Below are 13,954 nucleotides of genomic sequence, written 5' to 3'. Positions count from 1 at the left end.
ACTGAAATAGGGAACAGGAAGCATATGCAAGTAAGTGAATAAAAATAACATATGATTCTGTTGAAGGCAGACCATGAGAAGGCAACAAAAAATGCACCATAGGCCATACCTAGGGTGCATATCATCGCATTCTACCGTTCAAATATGTTCCCTACGCTGGTGTCAGCCAGATCAGGTTCCAAGGGTCAGTATCTTTACGGATACAATCTCAACCAGCAGTAACTGGTCCCCCTACATGTAAAGTGATTCAATTGGATTGATACGTTATTACTATTTAACCTTGCCACAGCCCTTCCATTTTTTCAAGTGCCAGTTCTTAGTCCTTCTCTATATCCTTTGTTTTTTTGATTGCTTTTCTTGTAATAAAAATCCCCAAAAAGGCAAGAACGGCCAGCAAAAGCAGAATGGGCAGATTTCCAATTAAAAATACAACGAAACCGGAAAAGAAGGAAAGGAGGAGATCGACACTCTTTACAAACTGTTCCTTTGTTTTCTGCCAAGTGGTGGTGTCGCCACTGCTTCCGGAAATCGTCAAATCATTTTCCTGGATGTCAATATTGACGGTAGCCAAGTCAGTTTTATTTTCCAGGTAATTGATTCTACCCGTGATCGTCTCGATTTCTTCTTGTACGCCGGCTAAGTCTTCGGATATTTTCAGCAAATCCTCTGTTTTATTCGTTTCCTCCATAAATGCCATCAACCGTTTCTCGACAGCCTGTTTTGACTCGAGCCTGGATTGCAGATCGATGTATTCTTCCGTGACATCCTGTCCGGATATATTGTTTTCGAGAACTTTGCTGCTTCCCTTCTCCACAAAATCTAGGAAAGGCCGGAACTGTTCCTGCGGTACCCTTGCTGTAATATGGCCGGATGTAAGGTCATCTTGAGGGTTCTGGTAAGTGCTCGCTTCGACAATATAACCACCGGCTTCTGTAATCTGTGACTGAATGTTGTCGACTGTCTGTTGATAATCTTTAACCTCAATCCGCAAATTTGCATGATAAATCACTTTCCGCACCATTTGATCTGCCTTTTCAACGGCTGCTCCCGAATTTTCTGCCTGTTGCTCTTCTGCTTCACCTCCTGCGTTTCCTTCTGCCATCTCGTCGCTCAAAGTTTTACTTTCCTGGCTGTTTTCTGTGTCGGAGCTGCTCATTTCCATAGAGGTGTCAGCGCTTTCTTGGGAGCCGTTGCTGCAAGCTGCCAGCAGCATGACAAAACAGAGTATCAATACAAGCGAATACCTCTTATTCATTTTTTGACCACCCTTTAGTTTTTTATGTAGACGTCGTCGAGTGACAAAAGTTACAAACAGTTTCGGCTTTTTGTATAGATATGTATGTATAAACGCATAAACGAGTGCAGAATATGCATCCTGTAACGAAGGAAATTGGGCGGTGGGCTACCATCACAACTGTGAATGCCTATCATAAAATTACAGTATGGATCGATGTTAAATGGTGAAAACAGGGCAGTTTGGTGGCTGAAGTAGAAGAGTGATTATATTTTTCTAAAAAAACTGATCATTTTCTCTTGAATTAATATACCAAATAGTGCATAATAATTCATACACAACAAAACATGTTCTATCTTTTAATAGATAATAAGCAGAAGGGGAGCGTTAATAAAATGAAAAAAGAAAAGATTGTTTTGGCATACTCAGGTGGTCTTGATACTTCTGTCGCTATCAAATGGCTTCAGGATAAATATAACTTTGATGTGATTGCTGTCGCCTTAGATGTTGGAGAAGGAAAGGATTTGGACTTTGTTAAAAACAAAGCGCTCGATGTTGGAGCAATAAAATCCTATGTAGTGGACGCTAAATCACTTTTTGCAGATGAATATGTCCTCCCTGCACTACAGGCGAATCTATTGTATGAAAGCAAATATCCATTGATTTCCGCATTATCCCGGCCTTTGATTGCCAAGGTGCTGGTAGGAATTGCCGAAAAAGAAGGGGCTGTCGCGGTAGCGCATGGCTGTACTGGTAAAGGAAACGATCAGGTAAGATTCGATATAGCCTTCACCGCCCTGAATCCGGATTTAAAAATTGTCGCACCAGTACGGGAATGGGCTATGTCGAGAGATGAGGAAATTGCCTATGCGGAGGAAAATGGTATTTCTGTGCCTGTCGATATCGATAACCCATACAGCGTCGACCAGAATTTGTGGGGACGGAGCAATGAATGTGGCATATTGGAAGACCCGTGGGCCGAACCGCCAAAAGGCGCTTATGATTTAACCACAGATCCAGTCGATGCACCTGACCAGCCGCAGGTCGTCCAGATCACCTTCGAGCAGGGAAAACCGGTATCGCTTGATGGAGAGGAAATGGAATTTTCCCAGTTGATTTTGCAGTTGAATCAAATCGCCGGTAAGCATGGTGTGGGACGTATCGACCATGTCGAAAATCGGTTGGTCGGAATCAAATCAAGGGAAATCTATGAAGCCCCTGCTGCTTTGACACTGATTGCCGCCCATCAAGAATTGGAAGCATTGACACTGCCTCGTGAAGTGGCTCAATTCAAACCGACGGTGGAACAGAAGCTGGCTCAGACCGTGTATGACGGTTTATGGTATTCCCCGTTGACCAAAGCGTTGCAAGCATTTATTGAACAAACCCAGGACCATGTTTCTGGAACAGTGAAGGTAAAACTATACAAAGGCCAAGCACAGGTCATCGGCAGAGAATCTGCACAATCGCTTTACGATTTTGACCTGGCAACATATAACCCGGAAGACTCTTTTGATCATGATGCTGCACTAGGCTTTATCAAGCTTTGGGGACTGCCAACAAAAGTCCATGCCGCAGTCAACCAAACCAAAGCAGTAACGGACTCTTCCGTTGAAAACGTGGTCGTCGATGTAAAGGAAGCTGTTAAACAATGAAACTATGGGGCGGACGGTTCACCAAGCCGACAAATGAACTAGTCGATGAATATACAGCATCTATTCATTTTGATAAGAAACTTGCAGTACATGACGTACAAGGGAGCCTTGCCCATGTAGAAATGTTGAAGGTGTGCGGGATTGTATCGGAAGAAGATGCCGCAGCCATAACAGATGGCCTCAAAACCGTAAGGGACAAAATTGCATCTGGTGAAGCGGTGCTTAGTGAAGAAAACGAAGATATTCATATGAATATAGAAAAACTGCTGATCGACGAAATCGGACCTGTCGGGGGCATGCTTCATACCGGCAGAAGCAGGAACGACCAGGTCGCCCTGGATATGCGCTTGTATTTGCGTGAGGAATTGGTGACAATCAGTCAGCTGCTGCTGGATGTGCAAAAGGCATTGCACAAACAGGCGGAAGCTAATTTAGAAACGGTGCTTCCGGGTTATACCCATTTGCAGCGCGCCCAGCCTGTTTTATTTGCCCACCATATGATGGCTTACGTGTTTATGTTTCAGCGGGATATGGAACGACTATCCGACAGCTGGAAACGTGTCAATCAATCACCGCTCGGTGCCGGGGCGCTGGCTGGAACGACTTTTCCGATCGACCGTCAGTATGTTGCCGATAAACTTCATTTTGACGGAGTTTGTGAAAATAGTCTGGACGCCGTAAGTGACCGGGATTTTGTCGTTGAATTTTTGGCCAATTCATCACTAATTTCCACTCATTTGTCCAGACTGTGTGAGGAGCTTGTCCAATGGTCGAGTGCTGAATTCAATTTCATCGAACTGGATGATGCCTTTTGCACAGGAAGCAGCATGATGCCGCAAAAGAAAAATCCGGATGTCGCTGAACTGGTCAGAGGCAAAACGGGCCGAGTGTATGGACACTTGATGGGTATGCTGACAACCTTGAAGGGCTTGCCGCTTGCTTATAATAAAGATATGCAGGAAGACAAGGAAGGAATGTTTGACACGGTTGAAACCCTTAAAGGGGCGCTGGCACTTTTTGCTCCAATGATTGAAACGATGAATGTCAAAGCAGACAACATGTATAAAGCCGTGGAAAAGGATTATTCCAATGCCACCGATCTGGCAGATTATTTAGTTGGAAAGGGAATGGCCTTTCGGGAGTCACACGCTGTTGTCGGGCAGACAGTTTTGTATAGTATCAACCAACATAAATTCCTGCTGGATTTATCACTAGAAGAGTTTCAGCAGTTTTCCTCCCTAATCGAAGAGGACATATACGAGGTTTTGGCCCCTAAGGCTGTCGTCAATGCCAGAAATGTCGTTGGCGGTACAGCACAATCACGGGTGAAGGAACAGATGGCCACAGCAAGCCAGCTCTTCCAAATAAACATGGAATGGATCGAAGAACATAAACAGTTAATAAGCTAGCAATCTATTTTTTATAAAGGCTCTTTTCTCAAACTTTACTGTTTTCAAGCTATAACAGGTAGTGCTAGTCCTTCCTTGCTACGGAAAAACACTCGCTTTCTGTTGGGACGCTGCAGCCAAGGAACTGCATGAATCAGCTTCTTCCCTGCCTGAAGGATTCCTTGGGAGTATCTTCGGTTAGAAACAAGAAGGTGTTTATGGGCGGAGGAAATACCCGATGACTCCAGCGGGAGGAAAGGCCTCGGTGAGATCCCGCAGAGCTTTAGCTCGAGGAAGCTCACCAGCCGCCCGCGGAAAGCGCAGGGTATTTCCGCAGCAAGGATAAAATGTAGTGTAGTCACCCGAAATTAGTTCGCAGATTGTATCTTTCATGAGAACCACAGTCTTTACGAAAACAGCCTTTATAAAAATTTTAGGTGACGGCTTGCTCCAGACACATGGAAGCAGGCCGAATTTTTCAACCTTTATGGATAAATATACTTTTAAGTGAATAAATATTAATAAGCCATGAGAGGAGTGGAACAATGATTGAAACACCAGGCTACCTTGTACTGAGTACGGGAGATGTATTGGAAGGGAAATGGCTGGGCACAGAAATGGCCGTAGAAGGGGAATTGGTATTTAACACAGCCATGACAGGCTATCAGGAAGTGATGACGGATCCTTCTTATGCAGGTCAGATTGTTACCATGACATATCCGCTAATTGGGAATTATGGAGTAAACGACATAGATCACGAAAGCTTCAAACCAGCTCTGGCTGGACTGGTGATATCCTCCGCTTGTCAGGCGCCAGAACATTATCAGGCGAAATATACGATTAAGGAAATGGTGGAGCAGTATAAGGTACCAACCTTGTATGATATCGACACTAGGTCCCTTACCCGGATCATCCGTGAAAGCGGAGTGGTATATGGTAAGATCACCACGGAACCAGAGGATTTACCGGTAAACAAAAAAGTCGATCCGGAAATCGTCAAACAGGTGTCGGTCAACAGAATGATCAAAATAGCAGCAAAGAAAACTGCTTCCTTTAACCAGAACGAAAGCAAACACATCGTGTTGTTTGATTATGGTTATAAACATTCCATCACGAAAACATTGACGGAGCTTGGCTGCAACGTGACAGTAGTCCCTTATGATACCGATCCGGCGGTCGTGAACAATCTGAATCCTGATGGAGTGGTATTGTCCAACGGTCCTGGAGATCCGGAAGACTTAGCAGGATTACGTTCTAATATCAAACAGCTAACAGAGACATATCCTACGTTGGGGATTTGCTTAGGACATCAACTGATAGCCCTGGCTTATGGTGGAAAAACAGAACGTCTTCCTTATGGACATCGGGGCAGCAATCATCCGGTCAAGGATTTGCTTACAGGAAAAGTGTTTATCACTTCGCAAAACCACGGTTATGTGGTCGATGAGAACTCGATCAAACTCTCGGAATGGGAAGTTTCCCATATCAATGTCAATGATCGGTCGGTTGAAGGGCTCATTCATCGCCATAAGCCTGTTTTGACCGTCCAATTTCATCCGGAAGCCCATCCTGGCCCGATTGATACTTATGAAATTTTTCAAGACTTTCTGCAGATGATTTCGAACAAGGGAGAGAAACAGCATGCCTAAGTTTTCGCATATCAAAAAAGTTCTGGTTATCGGCTCGGGACCTATTGTCATCGGTCAGGCTGCCGAGTTTGATTATGCTGGTACCCAGGCTTGTCTCGCTTTAAAAGAAGAGGGGATTGAAGTGGTGCTGGTCAACAACAACCCGGCTACAATTATGACCGATCATAACATTGCCGACCATGTGTATCTCGAACCGCTGACTTGTGCTTCTTTGACAGCAATTATCGAAAAAGAAAGACCGGATGGTATTCTGCCGACATTGGGGGGACAGACAGGACTGAATCTGGCAGTCTCCTTATCGCAATCCGGAGCGTTGGAAAAATACGGGGTGGAATTGCTCGGAACACCGCTCGACACTATCCAAAAGGGAGAAGATCGGGAAATGTTCAAATCGATGATGAAGTCGATCGACGAACCCGTCCCGGAAAGCATTACCACCAGCTCCGTGGAAGAAGCAGTTGCGTTTGCAGATACTGCTGGTTATCCGATGATTATCCGTCCCGCCTATACGTTAGGAGGCGGAGGAGGAGGAATTGCCAACAATGAAATCGAACTGAAGGCAATTGTTCGAAATGGTCTGCATGCCAGCCCTATCGGCCAAGTCCAGGTGGATCAAAGTGTGAAAGGATGGAAAGAAGTCGAGTATGAAGTAATGCGGGATGCCAATGATACCTGCATTATTGTCTGCAATATGGAGAATATCGACCCTGTAGGCGTCCATACCGGCGACAGTATCGTCGTTGCTCCTTCACAAACGTTGAACGATCGGCAATACCAGCTCCTTCGTTCTACCTCCTGCAAAGTAATCCGGGAATTGGGAGTCGTCGGTGGCTGTAATATTCAATTTGCCCTTAACCCGGACAGTGATGAGTACGTAATCATCGAGGTTAATCCGAGAGTCAGCCGATCCAGTGCACTAGCTTCCAAAGCCACCGGTTACCCGATAGCCCGTATTGCTGCCAAGCTGGCATTGGGTTATCAGCTGGATGAAGTAATCAATCCGATTACCGGACACACTTATGCCAGCTTTGAACCGGCCATCGACTATATTGCGGTAAAAATTCCGCGTTGGCCATTTGATAAATTTGCCGATTCGAACCGGCTGCTTGGTACGCAGATGAAAGCAACAGGGGAAGTCATGGCTCTTGCCAGAAATTTTCCGGCTGCTTTGAACAAAGCCATCCGTTCGCTTGAAATCGGAACAGAATATTTGGCTTGGCCGGCGCATGCCGAATGGTCGGATGCTGCAATCGAATCAGCGCTTGTCGAGGCAACAGACGAGCGGATATTTGTGATTGGAGAAGCTTTCCGTCGTGGATACTCGGTAGAAAAAATTCATCAATTGACCGAAATCAATAACTACTTTTTAAATGAAATGGAAATGATGATCCAAACGGAAATCGACCTTCGCAAACAGAGTTGGGAGTCTTTGGATAAGGAGAAGCTGAGCAGATTGAAGTATTACGGGTTTTCCGACCGGCTGCTAGCCGACATTTATCAAATAAGCCAGCTGGAAGTACATCAACGCTTTGTAGAGCTTGGATTAACCCCGGCTTATAAAATGGTGGACACTTGTGCTGCTGAATTTTCAGCCGAGACGCCTTACTATTATAGTTCCTGGAGAGAGAGCGATGAGGTAGAAGCAATCAACGGCCATAAGAAAGTGGCAGTACTCGGTTCAGGTCCAATTCGGATCGGCCAAGGAGTGGAATTTGATTATTGCTCAGTCCATGCAGCCATGTCCTTGCAGGAGCAGGACATCAAGGCGATAGTCATCAATAATAATCCGGAAACTGTCAGTACCGACTTCAATACAGCAGACCATCTTTATTTTGAACCATTGACAGAGGAAGATGTTCTTCATGTATTGGAGAAAGAAGAGGCTGATGGGGTAATGGTGCAATTCGGCGGTCAAACAGCCGTTAACCTGGCGGAAGGATTGGAAAAAGCAGGGGTGAAAATTTACGGTACCTCACTGGCTGCGATTGAAACCGTAGAAGACAGGGACCAATTTTACCGTTTGTTACAGCGGCTTGAGATTCCGCACATACCTGGTGAAACGGTGATGGACACACAAGATGCGGAGGAAATCGCCGCCCGCATCGGTTATCCTGTTTTGCTTCGCCCTTCTTATGTGATCGGCGGCCGCGGAATGGTCGTGATCCAGGATCGCAGTCAACTGCTCAGCTATATTGACAGCTTGAAACAGGAAGCACCGGACTCGCGGATTTTTCCGTTACTGATCGATCGCTTCATCCCCGGATACGAGGTGGAAATCGATGCGGTATGCGACGGAGAAGATGTACTGATTCCGGGAATTTTCGAGCATGTGGAAAAAGCGGGGGTCCATTCCGGAGACAGTACCGCTGTGTTCCCGGCACCATGTTTGACAAATACGCAGCAGAAGACGATCGAACAATATACAAAAAGAATCTCTGCAGCATTGAATGTGAAAGGGATCATCAACATTCAATTTGTCATTAGCGAGGACCGCCAGGATCTTTATGTACTCGAGGTAAACCCTCGGGCTTCCCGGACGGTACCGATCGCCAGCAAGGTGACAGGTGTTCCGCTGATCGACTTGGCTACACGTGTGCAAATGGGCGAAAAACTGGCAGAAATGGGTTGGAACACAGGCCTTCATCAGCCTGTCGGTTACTATGCCGTAAAGGTGCCGGTCTTTTCTACCAATAAGCTGCCAGGTGTCGATCCATTTCTCGGACCAGAGATGAAGTCCACGGGGGAAGCGATTGGCCTCGGCTTGACGGTGGAATCGGCAATGGCCAAAGCGTTTGGTTGGAAGGAAAACTATCTGCTGGAGCTTGAAGGCGATCAGCAAATATATTTATCCCTGGGAAGTGACATCGGCAGATTGCCTGCTGCATTGCTATCCTTACTGGATAGGCTACCGGTGACGATCATCGCTGATCAGGATACAACTGAAATGCTTGAAAGCCAGGATATTACGGTCAGCGAGGTTCTTTCACCATCCGATGCTGGAAACAAATGCTTGGACAATACGTTTGCATTGGTCTGCGATCTGCAGCAGGGCTCGGAAGCTGACAGTCATAGAAAGCTTCGAGAAGATGCCTTGAAAACCGATACGCTATGCATTACTTCCGCCGAAACGTTGACAGCATATTTGAAAGCTTCTGCTCAAACCAGCGAAGCACCGAATGCAATCGAGGAATATCTCTTGATGAGTGAAGGGGTAAACAGAGCAAAGGAGCGTGTGTGAAGGATGGGATTGACGAAAGAAATCAGCATGCAGCAGCGGCTGGCGGGAAGGGATTTTTTAACGCTTGCTGATTACAGCAAACCGGAAATCAATTATTTGCTAGAATTGGCTGCTTATTTGAAGAAGCAACGTCAACAGGGGAAGGAAGAAAAGCCCTTACAGGGCAAAACCCTGGGAATGATTTTTGAAAAGTCCTCCACCCGTACCCGCGTCTCCTTTGAAGTAGGCATGTATCAATTAGGCGGAATGGGATTGTTTTTAAGTTCGGATGACATCCAAATCGGCAGAGGAGAACCGATTTCGGATACAGCAAAAATATTGTCTGGTTATCTGGACGGTATCATGATCCGTACTTTTTCTCAGCAAGTAGTCGAGGAACTGGCTGAAAATGCTTCGATTCCAGTCATCAACGGATTGACCGACAGCTATCATCCGTGCCAGGTGTTGGCAGACATGCAGACTATAGAGGAGGTCAAAGGTGGTCTCGATGGCGTCAAACTCGCTTATATCGGTGACGGTAACAACATGGCCCATTCCTTGATGCTAGGTGGCGCAATCATGGGGATGAATGTTAGTGTAGCTGCCCCGGATAAATATCAGCCGGAAACACCTGTCATCCAAAATGCCCAATCGATCGCAAAACATAGTGGAAGTAAGATTGAAGTCACCTCGGATGTTCAAGCTGCTGTTGACCAGGCGGACGTCGTTTATACGGATGTCTGGGCAAGTATGGGGCAGGAAAGTGAGCAATCGGTACGTGAATTAGCTTTTGCCGATTACCAGGTAAACAAGGATTTACTTGATCTAGCCCATCCTGATGCCGTTTTTATGCATTGTCTTCCTGCCCATCGCGGGGAAGAAGTAACAGCGGAAATAATCGACGGAAAACAGTCTGTCGTTTTCCAACAGGCGGAAAATCGGCTCCATGCGCAAAAAGCGTTACTGACTGCCCTGATGGGAAAATAGATAGTCTTTCGGGATTAAAGTTGCAAGATGGAAAAGATTGTTATGAAATTCTAATAGGGAAAACTAAAGGGGTACCCAATCAATGATGCAATTGATTGGGTACCCCTCTGATTTAAAAGACCTGCTAACCAGACATCTGGATATGTACTCAAGTAATAGTACTTACCAAATACTCATCTAGCGCCTGCTGTAAAGTTCCTTTAATTTCTGCTTTGCGTTCGAAAACTAAGTTTAATTCCATCATCTTCCGAACGGTTTCCGGGCGAAGTCCTGTAATAACAGGTGTACAACCCATCATGCTGATGCCGTCCAAAAGCTTCAAAAAGTTTGGTGCAATCTCGCCTTCCATTTGCAATATCCCTGACAAATCCATAATAAGCGTACGAATGCGCAGTCTGCCGATTTCCATTAATACTTTTTCTTCAATTGTGTTGAGACGGGAAAAGTCAATTTCTCCTATCAAGGGTAAAATACATACATTCGGCGTAACCGGTATGATCGGAACAGAGAGATTTGCGACCAATTCACGTTGAGCTTCAATCAATTCGTCTTTATATTTGGAGTAACTGATGAAAAAGCCGTTTAGGAATTCGTCAATCAATGCATTGATTTTGCTCTCCGTGTAGTAGAATCGTTCCCGGTTCACTTCTAATCCAGCTTGTATTTCATATTCTTGTAAGGCAACCCACAAGGTTCTGCGGATGGCCTGCACCCATTCGAGTTTGAATGCCAGTGTCAAGGAATAATTGGCCCATGCAATTCCTTCCTGTTTTGCAAATGCCACCACTTCATCTTTTTTGTCTTCTACGACATAGAGGACAATCTTGAGGGCGTTATCCAAAAGGTTGATATTACCGATAACACGGATTTCTTCAATCTTATCGCGGACATTCACTGCTTCATTTAGCAGTTTTTTCTCAAATATTGGTCTGTTAAGGGTAAGAAAATCTTTGATTTCCATTCCTTCCTCGTAATGCCATTCCAAAATAATTCACTTTCCTTTCCATAAATGGGAATGATGTGAAAAAGATATTAATTACTTCTTTGTTGGTGATTCTATTATACCAAAATGCATGGGAAGTTAAAATTGATAGGGTGCTTTCGGTCCTACTTGAGAAGTAAATGTTGTAAACGGATGGAGAATCCCATAGTATGTAAGTGAGTAATCACTCACCAGAAGGGGTGGAGAAAATGGAAATCGTGGAATTGCAGCAAGTAACACATGCATTCGGAAAACAAAAGGTTTTGCTGAATGTCGACCTTTCAATACAAACTGGAGAAATTTTTGGGTTGCTTGGACCTTCAGGATCTGGAAAAACGACTCTAGTAAAATCTATTGTTGGTACGTTAACCCCTGACAAAGGGGAAGTGTATGTATCCGGGACAAGGATGCCTTCTTTGCAAACGATGGGCTCTATAGGTTATATGGCCCAGGCCGATGCGCTCTATCACGAGTTGACTGCTCAGGAAAATCTTGCTTTTTTCGCCTCCGTTTACGGCGTTCCCAAAAAGCAGGCAGCTATCCGCATCGAACAAGTTCTTGCAGATGTAGATTTATTAGACAGCAAACAAAAAGTAGTGCAAGGATTCTCCGGAGGCATGAAGCGGCGCTTATCCTTGGCGGCTGCATTAATCCATCACCCGAGGCTGTTGATACTTGATGAACCAACGGTTGGAATTGACCCGGTATTGCGCAATAAAATCTGGGCCAAGTTTGCCGATTTAAAACAGCAAGGGACCACCATTATTGTGACCACCCATGTGATGGACGAAGCGGACCGATGTGACCAGCTAGGCTTGCTAAGGGACGGACATATTATGGCGCATGGTTCTCCTGACACGTTAAAACAGGAAACCGGTACAGATTCGATTGAGCAGGCTTTCTTGGTGTATGGGAGGGAGAGAATATGAGAATAAAGGCAATATTTGTCCGGATTCTCCGTCAATTTAAGCGCGATAAGCGTTCGCTCGCATTGATGATTGCAGCTCCTTTGTTGATATTGACCTTGACTTGGCTGGTACTCGACCAGGAGACTTATCAACCGAAGCTTGCGCTGGAAGATGTTCCTGAGCAGCTGGAAGAAGTGATAGAAAAGAGCGAATTGGAAATAGTGGATGTGGACGATCCAGAGCAGAAGCTTGCCGATTCGGAAATCGATGCCATTCTTAGTGTAGAAGAAAATAGTATCCATATCATAGCAGACAACAGCAAACCCAATCAAACAGAGGCGGTTAAAATGGGTCTGCAACAGGTATTGGCATCTCAAACGAATGGACCGGCTGCGGAAATTTCCATTGATTACTTGTACGAAGACTTGGCAGAAACAACATTTGACTATACAGGACCGGTGCTAATTGGATTCTTTGCGTTTTTCTTCGTTTTTTTAGTAGGCGGTATTTCTTTTTTAAGAGAAAGGTCCCAGGGTACAATGGAGCGGATGTTTGCCATGCCTCTAAAGGGATGGGAGATCATTGTCGGATACATCAGCGGTTTCGGTTTCTTCGCAGTGATTCAATCGTTCATCGTCGCGTTATATGCCGTTTATGTTTTGGGAATTCCACTCAACGGATCTTTGTGGCATGTTATCCTGATTACCATGCTGCTTTCTTTGAGTGCACTGACGCTTGGCATTCTGTTGTCTTCCTTTGCCAAAAACGAATTTCAGCTAATTCAATTCATCCCGCTTGTCATCGTACCGCAAGCGTTTTTCTCCGGCTTGTTTAGTCTGGAAAACGCACCTGACTGGGTAGCTTATTTGGAATATATCATGCCGATTTCTTATGGTGCCGATGCTCTCAAGGAAATCATGATCAAAGGAAACGGATTGCCAGATGTACAGGTAGATATGTATGTCATTCTCGGCTTTTCTCTATTATTTATTCTTTTAAATCTTAGTACACTTAGAGCATACCGAAAATAATCATGAGGCGGGGGTCCGTATATGCAGGAATCGTATTTACACGAATTATTGAAAGTGGATGATCAGGAAATCCGATTAACCGAAAAGCAAGCACACATACTGGCTGCCGCAATCGAAATATTCGCTGAAAAAGGGTATGCGGCAACAGCCACAAGTGAAATCGCCAAACGCGCCGGGGTAGCGGAAGGAACGATTTTTCGCCATTACCCGGCCAAAAAAGATTTATTGTTGGCGATTGTGAAACCAGGCGTTTTAAAGTTTGCTGTCCCTGTGTTTGCCAGTAACATGGTTGAACATATATTTAATCGGGAGTTTGATGGTTTTGAAGACTTACTAAGCGTATTCATTTATAACCGGCTGGATTTTGCCAGACAGAATGTGGCGATTCTGCGGATCGTGCTGCAGGAGTTTGCTTTTCATCCTGAAATAAAGAAGACCGTAGAGGAATCCTTTCTCGAACAGGTTTACCCGAAGATTAAGGAGACGATTACAGGGTTCCAGAAAGCAGGAAGGCTGAAGCAAATGCCGCTTAAAACGATGGTCCGATGTATTGTCTCTCCCATATTAGGCTTCATCATTACCCGCTTTATCTTGAATCCAGACGCAGAGTGGGATGAGGAGCAGGAAGTAGATAATATCATCAGCTTTATTATGAAGGGGATTGAAGCTGAAGCGTAACTATCAATACTAGCGTTTGAAAGGTTGTTTTTTGCTCGCTTTAACGTTGTGTTTAATGGGAGAACAAAAACTGGCCGATGTTTGACTGGTTGATCAGCGGGTAGGTGATAGGGAGTAATGGTTGGTCAGACACCAATGCAGGAGTGGAGACATAAAATTTTAATGGATTAATGTATGGCTTGCAAAGTCGGTATTGGCGCTGGCAAGGGCAACTGTTATAATGGA

General features: G+C 45.1%; 10 protein-coding genes and 1 riboswitch. Of the genes, 8 read left to right on the top strand and 2 right to left on the bottom strand.

Annotated elements, in window-relative coordinates:
• Positions 1–131: 131 nt before the first annotated feature.
• Positions 132–243, bottom strand: a riboswitch (TPP riboswitch).
• A gap of 73 nt (positions 244–316) precedes the next feature.
• Positions 317–1,255, bottom strand: coding sequence for a DUF4349 domain-containing protein (locus BN1067_RS03240; RefSeq protein WP_053217472.1), 939 nt, complete (start codon positions 1,253–1,255; stop codon positions 317–319).
• A 374-nt stretch (positions 1,256–1,629) separates the two neighbouring features.
• Between BN1067_RS03240 and BN1067_RS03235 the strand changes: the two genes are divergently transcribed.
• From BN1067_RS03235 to argF, 5 genes are all read left to right on the top strand, one after another.
• Positions 1,630–2,889 (top strand): argininosuccinate synthase, encoded by a 1,260-nt coding sequence (locus BN1067_RS03235; protein WP_053217471.1) that lies wholly within the window; start codon positions 1,630–1,632, stop codon positions 2,887–2,889.
• Positions 2,886–4,298 carry an argininosuccinate lyase gene (gene argH / locus BN1067_RS03230; protein ID WP_053217470.1) on the top strand — a complete coding sequence of 471 codons (1,413 nt, stop codon included), beginning with the start codon at positions 2,886–2,888 and terminating at the stop codon, positions 4,296–4,298. The genes BN1067_RS03235 and argH overlap by 4 nt, the downstream gene beginning before the upstream one ends.
• A gap of 524 nt (positions 4,299–4,822) precedes the next feature.
• Positions 4,823–5,926, top strand: a complete 1,104-nt coding sequence (locus BN1067_RS03220; RefSeq protein ID WP_053217468.1) for a carbamoyl phosphate synthase small subunit — start codon at positions 4,823–4,825, stop codon at positions 5,924–5,926.
• Positions 5,919–9,164: a carbamoyl-phosphate synthase (glutamine-hydrolyzing) large subunit gene (gene carB, locus BN1067_RS03215; protein ID WP_053217467.1), complete on the top strand. Its 3,246-nt coding sequence runs from the start codon at positions 5,919–5,921 to the stop codon at positions 9,162–9,164. Before BN1067_RS03220 ends, carB begins: the two co-directional genes overlap by 8 nt.
• A gap of 3 nt (positions 9,165–9,167) precedes the next feature.
• Positions 9,168–10,130, top strand: a complete 963-nt coding sequence (gene argF, locus BN1067_RS03210) for an ornithine carbamoyltransferase (RefSeq protein ID WP_110943280.1) — start codon at positions 9,168–9,170, stop codon at positions 10,128–10,130.
• A 148-nt stretch (positions 10,131–10,278) separates the two neighbouring features.
• On the opposite strand, the gene BN1067_RS03205 is transcribed toward argF, so the two are convergent.
• Positions 10,279–11,115, bottom strand: a complete 837-nt coding sequence (locus BN1067_RS03205) for an STAS domain-containing protein (protein ID WP_053217466.1) — start codon at positions 11,113–11,115, stop codon at positions 10,279–10,281.
• 206 nt (positions 11,116–11,321) lie between these two features.
• Here BN1067_RS03205 and BN1067_RS03200 point away from each other — a divergent pair, with 206 nt between their 5' ends.
• The 3 genes from BN1067_RS03200 to BN1067_RS03190 are packed head-to-tail and all read left to right on the top strand — an operon-like array spanning position 11,322 to position 13,729.
• Positions 11,322–12,041, top strand: a complete 720-nt coding sequence (locus BN1067_RS03200; protein ID WP_053217465.1) for an ABC transporter ATP-binding protein — start codon at positions 11,322–11,324, stop codon at positions 12,039–12,041.
• On the top strand, positions 12,038–13,051 hold the full coding sequence (locus BN1067_RS03195) for an ABC transporter permease (RefSeq protein ID WP_053217464.1): 1,014 nt from the start codon (positions 12,038–12,040) through the stop codon (positions 13,049–13,051). The genes BN1067_RS03200 and BN1067_RS03195 overlap by 4 nt, the downstream gene beginning before the upstream one ends.
• Positions 13,052–13,072: 21 nt before the next feature.
• Positions 13,073–13,729 (top strand): TetR/AcrR family transcriptional regulator, encoded by a 657-nt coding sequence (locus BN1067_RS03190; protein ID WP_053217463.1) that lies wholly within the window; start codon positions 13,073–13,075, stop codon positions 13,727–13,729.
• Positions 13,730–13,954 lie beyond the last annotated feature (225 nt).

The organism is Virgibacillus senegalensis, assembly GCF_000821245.2.
Classification (GTDB): domain Bacteria; phylum Bacillota; class Bacilli; order Bacillales; family Amphibacillaceae; genus Sediminibacillus; species Sediminibacillus senegalensis.
This window is presented reverse-complemented; position numbering and strand designations above follow the sequence as displayed.